The following is an 18,331-nucleotide window of genomic DNA, read 5'->3' as shown; positions in this document are numbered from 1 at the left end:
CGGGATCGACGTTCAGGTCGGCGGAGGTGTGGCGCTCAGCGAGGCTCGGGCACGAGCGCGACATCGTCGACCGGCCCATCGGTGACCGTGCGGGCGACCCCGGCGTACGGCTGGGGATCGATCAGCACTGCGAGCAGCGCACCGTCGCGTCGCACCTCGAGCTCGACGACGCCGCCCTCCTCGGGGCGCGGATCGATCCGGAGGTCCCAGCGATGCTGCGCGTGGCGCGCGGCGTCGTCGGGGATGTGCACGCGGCGCAGCACGCGATCGCCCGCGCCACGCACCTCGACCTCGCGGTCGCCGACGATCTCGATCGCATAGCGGGTGCCCGCGTCGTGCTCGACGCGCACCGTCGCGCGCTCGTCCGCGGCGACCTGCGCCTCGAACGACACGCGCTGCGGTGACGCGCCTTCCGCGGGCGCGCGCACCAGCCGCTCGGGGTGCATCGGATCGCGCACCAGCGACTCGACCCAGTAGATCGCGTCGCCGCGCGCGAAGTCGCCGAGCCAGTCGTGCTCGACGTCGACGTGGAGCTGCGAGCGGTACTCCGCGATCGCGCGCCGCCCCAGCGCACCACCGTCGGACACGGCGATGCGCTCGTTCGGCACGTAGCGCGCGAGCGCTCCGGGAAGCGGCGGGTACGGCGCGCCGCGCGACTGGCCCGCGGGGCCACACGGCTCGTGCGGCTCGCTGCCGTTGGGCCAGCATCCGCCCGCGTGCACGATCGCGCGGTGCACCCGCGGCGGTGCCTCGATCATCGCGCGCTCGATCGCGCGTCGCAGCAGGATGTAGGTCGTCGCGTGATCGGGGTGATCGTCGTACGGATGCGAGACGTACACGTCGCGCGGGCGATCGCGCGCGAGGAGCGCGGCGAGATCGCCGATGGCGTTGTCCGCGACGTACGGGCCCGGGTGGCCGTTCAGCGCGCTGTGCACGTCGTGCGCGTAGGTCGTCGCGCCGGTGCCGCAGGTGCCGTCCTCCATCCGTCGCTCGCGCGGCGGGAGCGGGACGACGCCGAGCGCGTCGAGGAATCCGTCGGGGTACGAGAGGAAGCGGACGCGCTCGGGCGCGACGCCGAGCACGCGCATCGCCGCGAGCGTCTCGCGCTGGCGCTGCCAGCCGTCGCGCTCGCAGCCGAGATCGCCGTTCGTCATCAGGTGCACGAACGTGCGCGACGCGTCGCGCGCGATCAGGTGCGACGCCATGAGCGCTTCGTCGTCGGGATGCGGCGCGACGATCCAGATCGGCGCCTCGGTCTGCTCGCTCGCCCGCGAGCCGTTCCCACACCCGATGCTCGCGGCCATCACGAGCGCGATCCAGACACCACGAATCGTCACGGCGGCGACTGGTACACGCGCTCGCGCGGCGTGTCACGCGCACACGGACCGCGGATGGCTCACCACGAGATCGCGCGCTCGCTCTCGCACACGAAGGGCAGCGCGGTGTCGCACGCGCGATCGTCGATCGTTCCGTCGGCGCCGAGCGCCGCGCAGTTCGCGTCGCCGGTCGCGAGGAGATCGGCGTTCGAGGGCTCGCCCGCGGCCCAGGGCGCGTAGAGCCACGGCTCGTCGTCGATCCACGCGAACGCGCAGCCCTCGGGCGCGATCGCGAGGTTGCACTCGGGCGCGTCCTCGCGCGCGTCGAACCCGCCGGTCCACTGCACCGCACCCGCCTGCAGGAACACCGCGACCGCGGCCTCGTCCGCCGACGCGATCGTCACGAGGTGCGCGCCGCGTGCTTCGCAGTCGGCGCGCGCGTCGTCCCACGAGAGCGGGGTGCGGATCGCGACGTAGCAGTGCTGTCCGTCGGGGCTCGGCGCGCCGCCCTCGCACTCGATGGTGCGCTGCGCGCACGCGCCGTCGCGGCAGATCGGCGCGCGCCACACCGTCGCCGAGGGCACCGGTGACCACGCGGCGGCCTGCGTGACGAAGAACATCTCGCGGGTGCGCACGTCGACGTGCGGGAAGATCCCGAGCGTGCCGATCAGCACCGGCGCGGCGAAGGTGCCGGTCGCGAGGCGATCCGCGCTCGCGAGCGCGCCGTTCATCGACACGAAGAGCGTGCGACCGTCGTCGGAGAGCGAGGGCGTGAGCTGGTTCGTGGTGCCGTCGCTCACGAGCGCGGGCTCGGCCGGACCGAAGGGCTCGCCGCGCGCGCTGCGCACCGCGCGCTGCACCAGGAAGAGCCCGCTCGCGTCGGCGGTGACGAAGAAGAGCTCGCGCCCGTCGCGGGAGATCGACGGATGATGATGCGGCGGCGCGATCGTCAGCGTGATCGGCTCGAGGGGGCCGAACGCGTCTTCGCGCGAGGCACGGGTCGCGCGCGCCAGCGCTGCGGTCGGTGTCGCGACGATCACCTCGAGCTCGTCGCTCCCGAGCGTCGCCGCGACCACCGGCACGTCGTCCCAGCGCGCGACCAGCACCGGCGCGCCGAAGCGCGAGTCGCGGCTGCGCCGATGCGCGACGACGAGCTCGCCGGTGTCGGACTTCACGAGGTAGAGCCGCAGCTTGTCCGGGCTGAGCCACGGAGAGAGCAGCGGTGAGCTCGAGCGGTGGAGCTCGGAGAGCGGCATCGGCGTGCCCACGAAGAGCGGACAGCCTTCGTCGATCGCGCCGTCGAGATCGTCGTCGAACCCGGTCGCGCCCGCGCGCTGCGACGTGCACTGCTCGATCAGCGCGACCGACGCGTCGCGCCGATCGTCGTCGCGCGGCGTGGTGCACGCGAGGGTCGCGAGCGCGAGGATCAGAGACGACCGGCGCACGTGATCGCGATCTCCGACGGCGTGAGCGAGGGCGCGCACATCGCGGCGACGGGCGCCTCGGTCGAGGGCGTGGGCGCGAGGAGCCAGAGCACGACGGCCGTGCCCGCGAGCACGCCCGCGGTGGTCCACGTCGCGATCGCGGCGCCGGTCGTCACGTCGATCTCGGCGCGCAGCTCGGGGCACGCATCGCGTCGCGTGCCCCACGTGGTCGGCGCGCACCCGCCGCCGTGGTACCGCGCGACCTGTTCTTCGCGCACCGCGGTCGCCGCGATCGCGCCGCCCATCACCGCGACCGCGCCGCCCATCGTCACGATCGCCGCGAGCCGGAGCGGATCGGTGAGATCGAGGCCGCGCGACGAGGGCGCGCCGAGCACCACGCGTCGCGTCTCGCGACCGCCGGCCTCGAGCACCACGTCGAAGCGCTGCGCGCCCACGCCGTCCGCGCTGACCTCGACGTGGTGCGTGCCCGACGCGACGTCGAGCACGATCGGGCTCTCGCCGGTCACGTCGAACCCGTCGACCCGCACGTGGGCATCGGGCGGATCGATCTCCAGCACCAGCGTCCCGCCGCGCTCTGCGAGCGCGCGGCGCATCGACTCGATCCAGGACCGTGCTTGGGTGCGCGGCACCTCGTCGAACGACTCGTCGGCGATCTCGAGGAAGCGCTCGAGCGCGGCGATCGCCTCCTCGTCGCGACGCAGCTCGCGCAGCGCGACGCCGAGGTTGAAGAGCGTGCTCGGTCGCTCGACGAGCGCGAGCGAGCGCTGGAAGCGCTCGACCGCAGCCTCGTAGTCGCCGCGATCGGAGAGCGCGACGCCCTCTTCGAAGAGCGCGCGCGCCTGCATCGCGTCGTTCGGCTGCGCGCTCGCGCGATCGATCACGAGCATCGACGCGACCGTCATCGTCGCCGCGAGCAGCACGACGGCGCTCCTCCGCGGAGGGAAGGGCCTCACCGTGCCGACCCTATCCGGCACGCTCTCGCGCGGTCAATCGATCACCACTGTCGCACGAGGGGATCGCGCGGGCGCGGCGCGCTCGGCCGGGTCGGTCGCCGCGTCGACGTGGTGGCGCGCGGCCTCCGCGAGGGCTCGGGCAGCGTCGCGAGCTCGACGGTGATCACACGATCGACGTCGCCGCGCACCTCGAGCGCGCGGGGCTCGTGACCCTCGGCGCGGATCTCGACGACGTGCAGCGCGCCGTCGCGCGGAACGGTGAGCACGCGCCCCTCGAGCGCCGCGCCGTCGACGAGCACGATCGCGTCCTCGGGTGTCACGTCGAGGCGCACGTCCACCGTCGTCGGCGTGGGCACCGGCGGCGGTGGTGTCGGCGCGCGCAGCGGCTCGGGCGGCGCGGGTGGCAGCGTCGCGACGACCATCTCGGGCTCCGGCGCGCGCGCGAGGTACGCGATCACCGCGAGCAGTGCGCAACACGCGAGCACACCCGCGACGATCCACGCCGCGGTCGCCGACGAGATCGGAAGACCGCTCGACGGATGCTCGACCACCGTCGGCTCGACGCGGATCGGCACGACGCTCGGCGGCGGCGCGCTCACGCGGGTGCGACCGCCCGCGATCTCGCGCAGCGACGTCGCGAGATCGACCGCGCTCTTCGGCCTCTCCTCGGGGCGCTTGCGGAGCAGTCGATCGACGAGCTCGTCGAGCGCCTCGGGGATGTCGAGATCGGGGCGGCGCTCGCGCATGCGCGGCGGGCGCATCTCGAGGTGCCGGCTCATCACGAGCACCGGCTCGCGATCGTCGAACGGCGTCTTGCCGGTGATCGTCTCGAAGAGGATCACGCCGAGCGAGTAGAGATCCGCCGACGGGCTGATCGGTCCGCGACGGCAGGCCTCGGGGCTCATGTAGAGCGGCGTGCCGACGACGAGATCGGTGCTCGTGAGGTGCGCTTCGTTCGGTCCGAGATCGCCGCTCGTGATCCGTGCGATGCCGAAGTCGAGCACCTTCACGTGACCGGCGCCGGTGTCGTCGGCGACGAGGAAGATGTTGTCGGGCTTGAGGTCGCGATGGACCACGCCCGCGGCGTGCGCGACCTGCAGCGCGCGCGCGATCTGCAGCGCGATCGCGACCGCTTCGTGCACCGGCAGCGTGCCGACGCGGAGGATGCGCTGGGCGAGGCTCTCGCCCGAGAGCAGCTCCATCGCGAGGTAGAGCAGGCCGTGCTCGCCGTGGCCGAAGTCGTGGATCGTGACGACGTGCGGGCTGGTGATGCGCGAGGCCGCGAGCGCCTCGCGCTCGAAGCGCAGCCGCGCCTCGGTCGCGCCCTCGGGCGCGTGGATCACCTTGAGCGCGACCTCGCGCCGCACCGCGATCTGCTCGGCGCGGTACACGTGGCCCATGCCGCCCTGGCCGATCAGCGCGCGCACGCGATAACGACCCGCGACCACCGTGCCCGCCCCGAGCGAGGGCGAGCCAGCGATCGGCCGTGTGCTCACGTGACGACGGAGCCCGCTCCGGCCGCGATCTTCGTCGGCCGAACCCGGTGACTCGATGCCGGGACGGGTCGTCATCCAGGCTGTGATGTTACACGTCCGGCGGTTCGCCCGTCGACCGCGGCGGCTCGCCCAGCGCCGCATACGCGCGATCCCGATCGCGCAGGATGTCGTCCATCGACGCCTGCACGCGCTCGACGGTGAGCCGCTGCACGGTCTGGTGGTTCGCCTCGGCGATGCGCTCGTGCAGCGGGCGCGGCGCGGGCGAGCGCATCAGGTCGTCGAGGCTCATGCGCGACGGATCGAAGAACGCCGTGCCCGAGGGCGCAGCGCGCCGCACGCGATCGAGCACCGCGTGACGCACCAGCTGGATCGTCGGATCGGGGGTGCGCCGCACGAAGGGCACGAGGCGCTCGGGGCCGCGCAGGTCGGCGTCGGCCTCGGGATGGAAGCCCTCCATCGCCATCACGAGCCCGCCGGGCGCGGCCTGGTGCGCGCTGCGCAGTCGCTCGACGAAGCGCGCGAGCTCGAGCCGCGTGCACCGCGCGCGCGGCCAGATCATCAGCGCGACCTCGATCTGCGTGTCCTCTGCGAGCGGCGCGACCTCGGCGAGCGCGCGATCGAGATCGAGCTCGCGCGCCAGCACGACGACCTCGCGGGTGCGTGCCTCCTCGCGACAGCGCGCGGCATAGGGACAGAAGTCGAGCGCCTCCACGATCTCGACCGCGTAGCGCCGATAGACGCGCAGACACTCGCGCACCAGCGCGTCGTCGCTCACTTGACCCTCAGCGTGCCGAGCCGCTGCAGCGTGCGCTGGAGCTCGTCGACCGAGATGTCGACGTGCTCGACCACGCGCCCGTAGAGCATCGCGGTCGGCACGTCCCGCCCGCCGCGCTCCTTCTGCAGCTCGGCGAGCTGCCACAGCACGACGCGCTCCACGCGCGTGAGCCCGTCGCGCGCGTCGGGCATGCGATCGAGCTGCTCCTTGCGATGGTTTCGCATCGATGAAGAAGGATGAACCCGTCTTGCGGTGCAGTCAGCATCGCTGTAGTCCCGGCCTCCATGCGAGCGGTGTGGATCCGGAAGCACGGGGGCCCGGAGGTCCTCGAGGTGCGCGAGACGCCCGACCCCGAGCCGCAGGCCGGGGAGGTGCGCGTCCGCGCGAACGCGGTGGGGCTCAACTTCGCGGAGGTCACCGCGCGACAGGGCCTCTATCCAGACGCGCCGAAACCTCCATGCGTGGTGGGCTACGAAGGCGCGGGCGTGATCGACGCGCTCGGGCCCGGCGTGACCTCGCTGCGCGTGGGACAGCGCGTGATCTTCATGAAGCGCTTCGGCGCGCACGCCGACGTGGTGTGCGTGCCCGAGATCCAGGCGATCCCGATGCCGGACTCGATGAGCTTCGAAGAGGGCGCGGCGATCCCGGTCAATTACCTGACCGCGTATCACATGCTCTTCCGCATCTCGCGCGTGCGCAGCGGCGACTCGGTGCTGGTGCACATGGTCGCGGGCGGAGTCGGAACTGCCGCGATGCAGCTCTGTCGCACGGTCGACGGACTGACCACCTTCGGCACGTGCTCGGCGAGCAAGCACGACTACGCGCGCAGCCACGGATGCCAGCATCCGATCGACTACCGCACCAAGGACTACGTCGAGGAAGTGCGGCGGATCCAGGGCGGGCGCGGCGTCGACTACGTGTTCGATCCGCTCGGCGGGCCCGACTGGAAGAAGGGTTATTCGCTGCTGAACGAGTCGGGGATGATGGTCTGTTTCGGAATGGCCAACGTGCAGGTGCCGGGCAAGCGCCGACTGCTGCACGCGCTCGGTCAGGTGCTGCAGATCCCGAAGTTCGATCCGATGAAGATGATGGGCGACAACAAGGGCGTCGCCGGGCTCAACGTCGGACACCTCTGGCATCGCCTCGACATGCTGCGTCCCGAGATGGACGAGCTGGTGCGGCTCTACGAGAAGGGCGTCGTGAAGCCGCACCTCGACTCGGTGCATCCGTTCGAGAAGGCCGCCGACGCCTTCGCGCGCATCGAGCACGGGAAGAACGTCGGCAAGGTCGTCATGGTGCCGTGATCAGCGGCGCCTGAGGAGATCGAGCGCCCGCGCGAGCACTGCGCGGCGCGGGCGCTCGCCGGTGCCGCACGCGCGACAGACGCACGCGACGCCCCGCGCCGCTTCGGGCACGCGCTCGCACGCCTCGGGCGCGAGCTTCGCGCTGAAGCACCAGCAGGTGCCGCCGCCCGCGAGCAGCGCGCACTCGTTGTCGCCGCCGCAGAGCGGACAGCGCGTGGGGTCGACCTTCGTCATCGCGCGCGTGCCTCGCGCGCGGCCTCGACCATGTTCGTGAGCGCGCGCTCGACCTCGCTCCAGCCGCGCGTCTTGAGGCCGCAGTCGGGATTGACCCAGAGCTGCTCGGCCGGAATCACGCGCGCGGCGCGCTCGAGCAGATCGCGCATCTCCGCGACGCTCGGCACGCGCGGAGAGTGGATGTCGTAGACGCCGGGGCCGATCTCGTTCGGATATCGGAACCGACCGAAGTCCTCGAGCAGCTCCATGTGCGAGCGCGAGGTCTCGATCGAGAGCACGTCGGCGTCCATCGCCGCGATCTCGGCGAGGATGTCGCGGAACTCCGAGTAACACATGTGCGTGTGCATCTGGGTGTCGTCGCGCGCGCCGCTCGTCGCGAGGCGGAACGCGTCGACCGCCCACCGCAGGTACGCGGCGTGATCCCGAGCGCGCAGCGGGAGGCCCTCGCGGATCGCGGGCTCGTCGACCTGGATCATCGCGATGCCCGCGGCCTCGAGGTCGCGCACTTCGTCACGCAGCGCGAGCGCGATCTGCTTGCACGTGTCGGCGCGCGGCTGATCGTCGCGCACGAACGACCACTGCAGGATCGTCAGCGGTCCGGTGAGCATGCCCTTCACCGGTCGCGACGTGAGCGACTGCGCGAAGCGCGCCCAGTCGACGGTCATCGGCTCGGGGCGTGCGACGTCGCCGAAGAGGATCGGCGGCTTCACGCAGCGCGAGCCGTAGCTCTGCACCCAGCCGTGCTCGGTGAACGCGAAGCCCTCGAGCAGCTCGCCGAAGTGCTCGACCATGTCGGTGCGCTCGAATTCGCCGTGCACCAGCACGTCGATCCCGATGCGCTCCTGACGCTCGATGCACGCGCGCGTCTCGCGCTCGAGGAACGCGCGGTACTCCGCGTCGGTGGTGCGTCCGGCGCGCCACGACGCGCGCGCGGCGCGCACGTCGCTCGTCTGCGGGAACGAGCCGATCGTCGTGGTCGGGAAGCGCGGCAGATCGAAGCGCGCCCGCTGCGCCTTCGCGCGCACCGGGTAGGGCGACGCGCGGTGCAGCATCGCGTCGTCGACGCGCGCCGCGCGCTCGCGCACCGCGGGGTCGTGGGTCCGGGCCGAGCGCCGCCGCGTCGCGAGCGCCTCGCGGGTCTGGGCGAAGAGCGGATCGACGGGCGACTCGAGGGTGGCGCTGCGCGCGAGCGCCGCGACCTCGGCGAGCTTCTGGGCTGCGAACGCGAGCCACGAGCGCACCTCGGGGTCGAGCGCGCGCTCGCTCGCGAGATCGACCGGGACGTGGAGCAGCGAGCACGACGTCGCGACCTGCACCCGCGACGCGCCGAGGCGATCGATCGCGTGCCGCACCAGCGCGCGCGCCGCGTCGAGATCGGTGCGCCACACGTTGCGACCATCGACGACGCCGAGCGAGAGCGTGGCCTCGCGCGGGAGCGCGTCGATCACCGCGTCGAGCTGCTGCGGCGCGCGTGCGAGATCGACGTGCACCGCGTCGAGGCGGGTGCGCGCGATCACGTCGGGATCGATCGCGCGGAAGTAGGTCGCGAGCAGCACGCGCGGCCGCGCCGGGCTCGCGAGCAGTCGATCGAGTGCGCGACCGATCGCGGCGATCGCGTCGTCATCGAGGTCGGTGACGAGGCAGGGCTCGTCGAGCTGCACCCACGCGACGTTCTCGGCGGCGAGCCGGGCGAGGAGCGCCTCGTACGAAGGCAGCACGCGGTCGAGCAGATCGAGGGTGCGCGTCCCGCCGCGGGCCCCGGGCGCGAGCTTCGACGCGAGGAGGAACGAGACCGGTCCGAGGATCACCGGGCGCGTCTCGAGCCCGAGCGCGCGCGCTTCGCGCACCTCATCGAGGATCTTCGACGGATCGAGCGAGAACACCTGATCGGCGTCGAGCTCGGGGACGAGATAGTGGTAGTTGGTGTCGAGCCACTTCGTCATCTCGAGGGCCGGCACGTCGATCCCGTTCGCGCGATCCTGGAGCCCGCGCGCCATCGCGAAGTAGCGCGCGATCGGATCGTCGATCGCGCGATGGCGCGCCGGGATCGCGCCGAGCGCGATCGCGGTGTCGAGCACGTGGTCGTAGAGCGAGAAGTCGTTGCTCGGGATCGCGTCGATCCCCGCGTCGCGCATCGCGCTCCAGTGCCGCCGTCGCAGCGCGGCGGCGCTCGCCTCGAGCTCCTCGCGCGACGACTTCCCCGCCCAGAACGACTCGAGCGCTCGCTTCAGCTCGCGATCCGCGCCGATGCGCGGATGACCCAGACACGCTGCATGGACTCGCAAGGCTCTCCTCCGTGGAAATCGGAAAACGAGCCTCGAGTCGGCGATTCGTCGCGCGCGCAACGTGGAATTGCAGTGCGCCGGCGGTCCGCGTGCACGAGACACACGAGCGCCGCAGGGCGACGAGCTCGCGACGACTCACGCGCTGATTGCATCGCTCGCGCGACGCAATTCGACGACGATCGCAGTCCGACTGCCACCCTGGACCAGACACGCCCTCCCTCGAGGCCTCCGGTCGAACCGTCGTCGGGATGTCTCCCCGCAAGCCCCAGGAACGGGCACGACGGGCGCTGGCAGGTCTTCGGGCTCACGAGCATTTCGGCGCGAATTTACGCCGATTTCCTACTGTCCACCGCTTCCCGAACGCTGTAGCTAGCAACCGCTGTAGCTAACAGAGCCTCAGTGCTCGTCGTGGAGGTCGTTCTCGTCTACCGCTGCGGGGCAGCCCCGGAATCCGACCGGGTTCCCTCTAGGCCAGGACAACACCTGGCACCAGCACGGGGCGCAAACTACGCGGGAGTCAGGGTGCCTGTCAAGGTGCCAGTCGAGAATCGATGGATCGCAGTCGCGCAGTCGTCCTCGGAGAGCGTGGCGCGCTCTCGGAGAGCGCATCCCGCGTGCACCATGCCGGCGACCACCGACCCCACCTCGATCGCCGGAGCACGCCGAGCGCCGTCTCGTTCGCGCAGGAAGCGCTGTGTTCTGCGGGCTCCGAGCGATCTCGCGCCGGCGATGCGCCAGGCGGAGCGAGGGCTGCTCCGAGGGCTGATCGACCTCGGTACACGCGTTGCTGAAGGCCGCGGCCCGGGAGGACGAGACGATGCGAATTTCCTTTGGACGATTCACCACCACGCTCGCGGTCAGTGCCTTTGCGGTTCTCGCGGGATGTCAGAGCGCGCCGAGCGATCTCGAGACGACCTCGGACGAGCTGCGCCTGCGTGGCTGCATCCGGCCGTTCATCCAGTGCATCCGCGACGCGGCCTCGTCCGAGGAGCTCGCGCTGTGTCGCGATCAGCTGCGCTCGTGCATCGAGTCGCAGATCCGTCCGGTCGACGAGGACGACGCGGGCGTGGGCGATCCGCCGCCGCCGGAGGACGTGGACGCGGGCGAGCCCGCCGATCCCAGCGATCCCAGCGATCCGGCCGATCCCGGCGACCCGGCCGATCCCGGCGATCCCGCGCCGGGCAGCGAGGCGACCGCGTGCATCAACTCGGTCACGGTCGACGACATCACTCGCTCGGTGAGCTGTCGGTCCGGCGCGACCGGCACCAGCTGCAACTGCTTCGACGGTCGTGACTCGACCCGCTGCACGCAGGAGACCGCGGACTGCTCGTTCGAGACGAGCTGCTGCGCCGGCTCGCTCTGATCGACCCCGTGCGCTCGAACGATCCCGGCGACTCGTCGCCGGGATCGTCTCGTTCTCATCGCTCGGCGACGTAGGGCCGGAACGGATGACGCTCGTTGTGCTCGACGATCCAGCCCTCGCGCACGCGCGGATACGGATAGAACGTGTCCCAACGATCGGTGTAGACGACGTTGTCGCGCAGCACGAGACGGCGGATCGCGGCCTCGTCGATCTCGAGCATGCTCGGCTCTTCGAGGTAGAGCGTGTTGCGCTCGAGCACGACGCTGCCCACGGCGTCGCCGGGCTGGTTGCCGATCATGATCCCGGTGCGCAGCAGCACGTTGCGCGCGGCGTACGCGAGATCGGATCGACCGTGCACGCGGTAGTCGTGCTTGCGCCCGTTCGAGAGCACGTTGTCGACGACCACGCTGCGCGCGACGTCGTGGATGCGCAGCGTCGACTCCGGGCCCGCCGAGCGGAACGTGTTGCCCGCCACGATCAGATCCTCGCCGTCGAGCGGTCCGGTGTCGCCGGCCCACAGTGAATAACGCTCGGCGCGCACGTCCGCGTCGACGATCGCGACACGCCGCCCGCGGATCACGAACGCGCTGTCGCTCGCCTCGGCGCGCACGCGCTCGATCAGCACGTCGGTGATCATCAGCGCCTCGTCGTACGCAGGCTCGGGGTTCCACCGCGCCGGCGGAGAGAGCTCGATGCCGTCGATCGTCCCGCCCGACACGCGCACGCGATGGGTGCCCGGGACGACGGTGACGCGACCGAGCCGCGCGCCCTCGCTCATCAGGATCTCGACGTCGCTCGCGTGCACCGTGATCGCGCCTTCGATCGCTCCGTGGACGCGCGCGCACGTGCCCGGCTCGTCGACCGCGCGCTGCAGCGACGCCGCGTCGTGCACGTCGACGGTGCGCGTGATGCGCGGCGCTTCGGGCCAGCGCAGCGAGGCGAGCTCGCCGGGCAGCGGCCCGAGCTCGCGGCGCGCCGGTGCGGGTGCGTCGGCATGCACCGGCGGCGCGGGCTCGTCGCGTCTCGTCACGCGCTCTTCGTGGACTGCGACGGGCGCGCGCGGCCGCGGCGATGGATCGCGATGACTGCAGGCCGCGATCGCGATCGCGGCGATTCCGACGACGATTCCGCGCATCGCGCGAGCACATGAGCACCGCGCGTCGCGCGACACGGGCTCGCGTGCAGGGAACGCGTGCTCATGTACGTAGCCACGTGCGGCCGCGCCTCCGGCGCTGAGCGTCGCGCGGCCGAATGAACGAACCTGCTCCGAACGAATCGCCGGCATCCGTGGGGTCGGATCTCGGACGTCGTGCGCGCCGTGGCGCGCTCTGGTCGGTGCTCGGGTACGGCGGCGGGCGTCTGCTCGCGCTGATCTCGAACCCGCTGATCTCCTACTTCATCGTGCCGGCCGTTCGCGGCCTGATGGAGCTGGTCAATCCACTCGTCATCGGGTTCGAGCTGCTGAGCGATCTCGGGATCGGTCCCAGCATCGTGCAGAACAAGCGCGGTGCGGACGCCGACTTCACCGACGTCGCGTGGACGATCCAGGTGATCCGCGGCCTCACGCTCTGGGCCGCGGTCTGCATCGGCGCCGTGCCCTACGCGATGGCGATGGGGCACGAAGAGCTCGTGTCCGTGATCCCCGTGGCCGGCCTCGCCGCGGTCGCGACCGGCTTCACGTCGACGAAGGTGTTCACGGCGAGCCGCGATCTCGTGCTCGGCCGGCTCACCGCGGTGGAGCTCGGCGCGCAGATCGTCGGGTTCGTCGTGAAGGTGATCTGGGCGTGGCTGAGCCCGACGGTGTGGTCGCTCGTGATGGGCGGCCTCGCCATCCAGTTCACCAAGATGATCCTCAGCCACGTCGTGCTGCCCGGTCGTGTGAACCGACTGCGCTGGGATCCGCTCGTCGCGAAGGAGCTCGTGCGCTTCGGGCGCTGGGTCTTCCTCAGCACGTTGCTCACGTTCCTCACCGGCTACGCGGATCGCTGGATCTTCGGGACGATGATCCCGCTCGCGGTGCTCGGCCTCTACGGCAACGCGGTGGTGCTCGCGTCGCTCCCGATGGAAGCGCTCTCGCACGTCTCGCGTCAGGTCGTGTTCCCGCTCTATGCGCGCGTCGTGCACGCGGGCGACGATCTGCGCCCGGTGTTCCGCCGCGCGCGCCTGCCGATCCAGATCGTCGGTGGCTGGGCGCTCTGCGGGCTGATCGCGGGCGGCCCCACCGCGATGCGCCTGCTCTGGGAAGAGTCGTGGTGGGGCTCGGGATGGATGATCCAGATCCTCGCCGCGTCGTCGTGGTTCCTCGTGTGCGAGGCGACGAACGGCGCGGCGATGCTCGCGCGCGGCGAGCCGCAGTGGGTGGCCGCGGGCTCGCTCGCGAAGCTCGCCGCGATGATCGTGCTCATCCCCGTGGGCTACGCGATCGCGGGGTTCCCGGGCGCGCTCGTCGCGTTCGCGGGGACGGAGATCTTCCGCTACGCGATCTCGCTCTGGGGCGTCTCGCGCGTGGGCCTCGACGCGAAGGGGCTCGACGCGCTCCTCACTCTCGTGATCGGCGTGGTCGGCGTCGTCGTCTGGCAGGTCGCGGAGCGCTTGCGCGAGTGGGGCGTCGCGGTGGGCATCGAGGCCGCGGTCGTGGCGATCCTCGTCACGCTCTGCTGGGCACCGATCGCCTGGAAGCCGATGTCGCGCGTGTTGCGCCCTCGCCGCGGCGAGGCGGTGAGCACCACGCTCGCACCCGCCGAGTGAGACACACGCGCGACGACCGACGCTCTCCGCGACACCACGCGCGGCGTCCGCCCGTGGCAGGCCGCGTCCATCGAGGCGCGGATGACGCGTCGCGGGGACGCGCGCTGTGGCGCCCTGGATCACGAGGATTTCACGCGCGAGACCGGCACGCGTCGTGATCCAGTCGCATGCGCGAGCCCGAGCGTGCCCCCTCCACACACGCTCGAGCGCGCGGCTCGTCGTCTCTCCTGATCCGTCCCGCGCCGTCGCGCGGGCGCGAGGCACACATCCATGCGCATCACGTTCGTCGTCGCGGCCGCCGACCTCTCGGGTGGCTGTCGAGTCATCGCGATCCACGCGCGCCGGCTGCGCGAGCTCGGTCACGACGTTCGCGTCGTCGCGCCCGCGCCGCGTCGCCCGACAGTCCGCGAGTACGCGCGCGCCATCGTGCGGCGCGATCCACTCCCGCGCCGTCCGAGCAGGCAGTCGCACTTCGACGCGCAGGGCGTGCCGCTCACGCGGCTGCGCGAGCACCGCCCGATCACCGAGCGCGATCTCCCCGACGCCGACGTCGTCGTCGCGACGTGGTGGGAGACTGCGAAGTGGATTCGCGATCTCCCGCGGCGCAAAGGCGCGAAGGCGTATTTCGTCCAGGGCTGGGAGCGCTTCATCGAAGGTCAGCCCGGCGACGACGTCGATGCCACGCTCGCGCTGCCCTATCACAAGATCGTCATCTCGCGCTTCCTCGCCGACGTCGTGCGGCGCATCTCGGGCGACGAGGACGTGACCCTCGCGCGCAACGCGATCGATGGAGCGCAGTTCGATGCGCCGCCGCGCGGCCGGCAGCCGCGTCCCACCCTCGGGTTCGTCTACGCGGCCTCGCACTGGAAGGGATTCGACGTCACGCGCGAGGCGATCGAGCGAGTGCGCAAGCAGGTGCCGGAGCTCCGCGTGATCGGGTTCGGCGCCGAGCACGAGGAGACGATCCAGCCGCTGCCGCGCGACGCGAAGTTCGAGCTGCGTCCGCCGCAGTCGCGCATCCCCGAGCTCTATGCGAGCGCGGATGTGTGGATGTCGTCGAGCCGCATCGAGGGCTTCGGTCTTCCTGCGCTCGAGGCGATGGCGTGCCGGACGCCGCTCGTCGCCACGCGCTATGGAGGGACGCCGGATCTCGTGACGCCGGGCGAGAGTGGCTACCTCGTCGACGTCGACGACGCCGAGACGCTGGCGATGCGCGCGCTCGACGTGCTCTCGATGCGAGAGCGGGAGTGGTCTCGCATGAGCGAGGCGGCACACCGCGCTGCGCACTCTCATACGTGGGCCGATGCGTCGTGCGCGTTCGAGTCGGGGCTGCGCCGCGCGATCGAGAAGGCGTGAATCGAGTCTGGCACCTCGCGTGCTGATTCCGGAGCTGCGTCGGGCGGACGCGAAGGGGAGGTCGATAGAGCCATGTGCGGCATCGCAGGAGCGGTGGGCGTCGTCGACGAACGGGTGCGAGACGCGCTCGTGCGCATGCACGGCGCGCAAGTGCATCGCGGCCCGGACGCCGATGGAGAATGGGCGCGCGTGGAGCGCGGTCGCGGCGTCGCGTTCGCGCATCGTCGCCTCTCGATCCTCGACGTCTCGCCGCTCGGCAAGCAACCGATGGAGCACGCGGACGGACACGTCATCTGCTTCAACGGCGAGATCTACAACTACCGCGAGCTGCGCGCGGAGCTCGAGCAGAAGGGCGCGCGCTTCCGATCGACGAGCGACACCGAGATCGTGCTCGAGGCGTACGCGCGCTGGGGTGAGCACGCGATCGAGCGCCTCCGCGGGATGTTCGCGATCGCGATCTACGACGCGCGCCGCAACGAGGTGCTCCTCGCGCGCGATCGTGTGGGCATCAAGCCGCTCTACTGGTCGAGCGTCGAGCGAGCGCCCGCGGGCAGGACGCTGATCTTCGCGAGCGAGCTGCGCGCGATGCTCGCGAGCGGGCTCGTGCCGCGGAGGCTCGATCCGAGCGGGCTCTCGTCGTTCCTGTGGAACGGTGTCGTCGCGTCGCCGCGCACGATCGTGAAGGACGTCTCGCTGCTGCCCGAGGGCACGCTCGCGTGGGTGACCACCGACGGCGCGCTCTGCTCGGAGCGGCGCTACTGGTCGCTGCCGGCCTCGCGCCCGCGCGAGGAAGGCGCCGCGGTGCGCGCGGTCTCGCACGCGCTGCGCGAAGCGATCTCGCAGCACCTCGTCAGCGACGTGCCGCTCGGCGTGTTCCTCTCGGGCGGCATCGACTCGAGCGCGATCGCCGCGCTCGCGCGCGAGGTCAGCTCGACGCCGGTGCGCACGTTCAACGTCGGGTTCGACGAGGCGGAGTACGACGAGTCGACGCACGCACGCGCGGTCGCGACGGTGCTCGGCACCGAGCACGTCGACGTGCGCCTCACGCAGAAGGACTTCGAGGAGGGCCTCGAGGACGCGCTGCGCGCGATCGATCAGCCGACGTTCGACGGCATCAACACTTGGCTGGTGAGCCGCGCGGTGCGCCGCGCCGGGATCACGGTCGCGCTCGCGGGGACCGGCGGCGACGAGCTCTTCGGCGGGTACGCGAGCTTCCGCGACATCCCGCTGGCACGCGAGGCCGCGTCGGTCGGCGCGGTGTTCCCCGATCGCGCGCGCTCGATGATCGCGCAGCTCGTGACCCGCGTCGCGACCGGCGAGCCCGGTGAGGTCCGCCCTCAGACGCGCTGGGGCAAGCTCGAGGATCTCCTCGCCACGCGCGGCGAGATGCTCGAGGCCTACCAGGTCTCGTACGCGCTCTACACGCGCTCGTTCCTCGCGGAGCTCACGCGCCATCGCGAGGACGAGAACGAGTGCGGCCTGCCGCCCGAGCGCGCCGCGTACCTGCGCGAGATCGTCGAGGGCCAGCCCGACCTCCACGCGATCTCGATGCTCGAGCTCTCCGGCTTCCTCGGCGAGCGACTGCTCCGCGACACCGACGCGGCGAGCATGGCGGTCTCGCTCGAGGTGCGCGTACCGCTCCTCGATCACGTGCTGATCGAGCGCCTCGCCGAGGTGCCGATCGCGCGCCGCTTCCTGCCGGCGCAGCGCAAACAGCTCCTGCGCGATCTCGCGCTCTCGAGACTGCCTCCTTCGCTCTTCGAGCGACCGAAGCGCGGCTTCGAGCTGCCGCTCGCCGCGTGGACGCGACAGCGACTCGCGGGCGAGATCGAGCACACGCTCACCGACGTCGTGCTCTGCCATCGAGCAGGGCTCGACGGTGAAGCCGTCGCGCGCGCATGGCGCGCGTATCGCGACGGCGCGCCCGGGATCTACTGGTCGCGGATCTGGGCTCTCTACGTCCTCTTGCGATGGTGTCGAACGCATGAGCTCGAGCTCTGAATCGATGATCGAGACGCTGCGCACGACGATGGAGCGCGAGGGCTCGCGCGTCGTGCGTCTGCCGAGGCTCGACGTGCCGCCCGCGGGACGTCGATATCTCCTGATCACCCCGTGTCGCAACGAGGCCGCGCACCTGCGCACCACGCTCGACACGACGCTCGCGCAGACGAGCCCGCCGGCGCGATGGGTGATCGTCGACGACGGATCGACCGACGAGACGCCGCAGATCCTCGCGGAGTACGCGGCGAGATACGACGTCATCCGCGTCGTCACCCGCGCCGATCGCGGCAGACGCGCGGTCGGCCCCGGCGTGATCGAGGCGTTCTACGAAGGCCTGCGGACCGAGCGCCTCGATGACTACGACTACGTCTGCAAGTACGACGCAGACCTCGAGATGCCGCCGCGCTACTTCGAGCGCGTGATGGAGCGGATGGAGGCCGAGCCGCACATCGGGAACCTCAGCGGCAAGATGATGGAGCGTCAGTCCGACGGGTCGCTGAAGACGTTCTTCATGGGCGACGAGAACGCGATCGGCGCGATCAAGTTCTATCGCGTGCAGTGCTTCCGCGAGATCGGCGGGTTCGTGCGCGAGCTCGCGTGGGACGGGATCGACGGACACCTCTGTCGAATGCACGGATGGATCGCGGCGAGCATCGACGACCCCGAGATGCGCTTCGTGCACCTGCGCCCGATGGGCTCGAGCCAGGGCGACATCCTCGTCGGCCGTCGTCGCTGGGGACGCGGCAAGTACTTCATGGGATCCTCCTGGTACTACGTGCTCGCGGCGAGCGTGTTCCGCATGAAGGATCCGCCGCGATTGCGTGGTGGCATCGAGATCCTGCGCGGATATCTGAAGAGCGCGTGGGAGCGCGATCAGCGCTACGACAACCCGCGTTATCTGAAGCACCTGCGCCGATTCGAGCTCTTCCAGCTCGTGGTCGGAAAGAAGTACGGAGTCCGACTCGTCAATCGGCGCATCCGCCGTCGCCCGCCGCGTTTGACGTCCGCGGCGGGGGCGTCGACCTGAGCGGCTCGACGTGAGCGCGGCGTTCGCG

15 protein-coding genes and 1 riboswitch are annotated in these 18,331 nt (G+C 71.3%); of the genes, 6 read left to right on the top strand and 9 right to left on the bottom strand.

Annotation, left to right across the window (positions count from 1 at the left end; genetic code table 11):
• Nucleotides 1-35 precede the first annotated feature (35 nt).
• The 6 genes from I5071_RS22950 to I5071_RS22925 are packed head-to-tail and all read right to left on the bottom strand — an operon-like array spanning nucleotide 36 to nucleotide 6,209.
• The gene (locus tag I5071_RS22950; RefSeq protein ID WP_236514627.1) at nucleotides 36-1,337 is read right to left on the bottom strand and encodes a PIG-L family deacetylase; all 1,302 of its coding nucleotides are present in this window, start codon (nucleotides 1,335-1,337) and stop codon (nucleotides 36-38) included.
• Between the two features lie 59 nt (nucleotides 1,338-1,396).
• Nucleotides 1,397-2,761: a C-type lectin domain-containing protein gene (locus I5071_RS22945; protein WP_236514625.1), complete on the bottom strand. Its 1,365-nt coding sequence runs from the start codon at nucleotides 2,759-2,761 to the stop codon at nucleotides 1,397-1,399.
• On the bottom strand, nucleotides 2,743-3,714 hold the full coding sequence (locus I5071_RS22940; RefSeq protein WP_236514614.1) for a tetratricopeptide repeat protein: 972 nt from the start codon (nucleotides 3,712-3,714) through the stop codon (nucleotides 2,743-2,745). The genes I5071_RS22945 and I5071_RS22940 overlap by 19 nt, the downstream gene beginning before the upstream one ends.
• 41 nt (nucleotides 3,715-3,755) lie before the next feature.
• Nucleotides 3,756-5,285: a serine/threonine-protein kinase gene (locus tag I5071_RS22935; protein ID WP_236514613.1), complete on the bottom strand. Its 1,530-nt coding sequence runs from the start codon at nucleotides 5,283-5,285 to the stop codon at nucleotides 3,756-3,758.
• A gap of 13 nt (nucleotides 5,286-5,298) precedes the next feature.
• Nucleotides 5,299-5,985, bottom strand: coding sequence for a DUF1415 family protein (locus I5071_RS22930; protein WP_236514612.1), 687 nt, complete (start codon nucleotides 5,983-5,985; stop codon nucleotides 5,299-5,301).
• On the bottom strand, nucleotides 5,982-6,209 hold the full coding sequence (locus I5071_RS22925; protein ID WP_236514611.1) for a hypothetical protein: 228 nt from the start codon (nucleotides 6,207-6,209) through the stop codon (nucleotides 5,982-5,984). The genes I5071_RS22930 and I5071_RS22925 overlap by 4 nt, the downstream gene beginning before the upstream one ends.
• 60 nt (nucleotides 6,210-6,269) lie before the next feature.
• Between I5071_RS22925 and I5071_RS22920 the strand changes: the two genes are divergently transcribed.
• Nucleotides 6,270-7,289 carry a synaptic vesicle VAT-1 family membrane protein gene (locus I5071_RS22920; protein ID WP_236514610.1) on the top strand — a complete coding sequence of 340 codons (1,020 nt, stop codon included), beginning with the start codon at nucleotides 6,270-6,272 and terminating at the stop codon, nucleotides 7,287-7,289.
• Here the strand turns inward: I5071_RS22920 and I5071_RS22915 are convergent, their stop codons facing one another.
• Together I5071_RS22915 and metE are read right to left on the bottom strand one after the other, a co-directional pair.
• Entirely contained in the window at nucleotides 7,290-7,523 is a 234-nt protein-coding gene (locus I5071_RS22915) for a cysteine-rich CWC family protein (protein ID WP_236514609.1), read from the bottom strand.
• On the bottom strand, nucleotides 7,520-9,808 hold the full coding sequence (metE, locus tag I5071_RS22910; protein WP_236514608.1) for a 5-methyltetrahydropteroyltriglutamate--homocysteine S-methyltransferase: 2,289 nt from the start codon (nucleotides 9,806-9,808) through the stop codon (nucleotides 7,520-7,522). The genes I5071_RS22915 and metE overlap by 4 nt, the downstream gene beginning before the upstream one ends.
• Nucleotides 9,809-10,079: 271 nt before the next feature.
• Nucleotides 10,080-10,317, bottom strand: a riboswitch (cobalamin riboswitch).
• 308 nt (nucleotides 10,318-10,625) lie between these two features.
• Between metE and I5071_RS22905 the strand changes: the two genes are divergently transcribed.
• On the top strand, nucleotides 10,626-11,171 hold the full coding sequence (locus I5071_RS22905) for a hypothetical protein (protein WP_236514607.1): 546 nt from the start codon (nucleotides 10,626-10,628) through the stop codon (nucleotides 11,169-11,171).
• A 55-nt stretch (nucleotides 11,172-11,226) separates the two neighbouring features.
• On the opposite strand, the gene I5071_RS22900 is transcribed toward I5071_RS22905, so the two are convergent.
• On the bottom strand, nucleotides 11,227-12,306 hold the full coding sequence (locus I5071_RS22900; protein WP_236514606.1) for a hypothetical protein: 1,080 nt from the start codon (nucleotides 12,304-12,306) through the stop codon (nucleotides 11,227-11,229).
• 152 nt (nucleotides 12,307-12,458) lie between these two features.
• Here I5071_RS22900 and I5071_RS22895 point away from each other — a divergent pair, with 152 nt between their 5' ends.
• From I5071_RS22895 to I5071_RS22880, 4 genes are all read left to right on the top strand, one after another.
• Complete coding sequence (locus I5071_RS22895) at nucleotides 12,459-13,919, top strand: oligosaccharide flippase family protein (RefSeq protein WP_236514605.1); 1,461 nt, start codon at nucleotides 12,459-12,461, stop codon at nucleotides 13,917-13,919.
• Between the two features lie 270 nt (nucleotides 13,920-14,189).
• A complete protein-coding gene (locus I5071_RS22890) occupies nucleotides 14,190-15,275 on the top strand; it encodes a glycosyltransferase family 4 protein (RefSeq protein ID WP_236514603.1) in 1,086 nt (361 codons plus the stop codon).
• Between the two features lie 72 nt (nucleotides 15,276-15,347).
• A complete protein-coding gene (asnB, locus tag I5071_RS22885) occupies nucleotides 15,348-17,276 on the top strand; it encodes an asparagine synthase (glutamine-hydrolyzing) (protein ID WP_268921135.1) in 1,929 nt (642 codons plus the stop codon).
• On the top strand, nucleotides 17,260-18,303 hold the full coding sequence (locus I5071_RS22880) for a glycosyltransferase (protein WP_236514601.1): 1,044 nt from the start codon (nucleotides 17,260-17,262) through the stop codon (nucleotides 18,301-18,303). The genes asnB and I5071_RS22880 overlap by 17 nt, the downstream gene beginning before the upstream one ends.
• Nucleotides 18,304-18,331 lie beyond the last annotated feature (28 nt).

The organism is Sandaracinus amylolyticus, from assembly GCF_021631985.1.
GTDB classification, from domain to species: Bacteria; Myxococcota_A; Polyangia; order Polyangiales; family Sandaracinaceae; genus Sandaracinus; species Sandaracinus amylolyticus_A.
Note: the sequence above shows the minus strand (reverse complement) of the source record. Positions and strands in the feature narration are given on the sequence as shown.

Excerpts from the sequence above, each read along its gene's own strand:
- I5071_RS22935 (WP_236514613.1), bottom strand. The coding sequence starts at position 5,285 with ATGACGACCCGTCCCGGCATCGAGTCACCGGGTTCGGCCGACGAAGAT.
- I5071_RS22925 (WP_236514611.1), bottom strand. The coding sequence starts at position 6,209 with ATGCGAAACCATCGCAAGGAGCAGCTCGATCGCATGCCCGACGCGCGC.
- I5071_RS22920 (WP_236514610.1), top strand. The coding sequence starts at position 6,270 with ATGCGAGCGGTGTGGATCCGGAAGCACGGGGGCCCGGAGGTCCTCGAG.
- I5071_RS22915 (WP_236514609.1), bottom strand. The coding sequence starts at position 7,523 with ATGACGAAGGTCGACCCCACGCGCTGTCCGCTCTGCGGCGGCGACAAC.
- I5071_RS22905 (WP_236514607.1), top strand. The coding sequence starts at position 10,626 with ATGCGAATTTCCTTTGGACGATTCACCACCACGCTCGCGGTCAGTGCC.
- I5071_RS22900 (WP_236514606.1), bottom strand. The coding sequence starts at position 12,306 with ATGCGCGGAATCGTCGTCGGAATCGCCGCGATCGCGATCGCGGCCTGC.
- I5071_RS22890 (WP_236514603.1), top strand. The coding sequence starts at position 14,190 with ATGCGCATCACGTTCGTCGTCGCGGCCGCCGACCTCTCGGGTGGCTGT.
- asnB (WP_268921135.1), top strand. The coding sequence starts at position 15,348 with ATGTGCGGCATCGCAGGAGCGGTGGGCGTCGTCGACGAACGGGTGCGA.
- I5071_RS22880 (WP_236514601.1), top strand. The coding sequence starts at position 17,260 with ATGAGCTCGAGCTCTGAATCGATGATCGAGACGCTGCGCACGACGATG.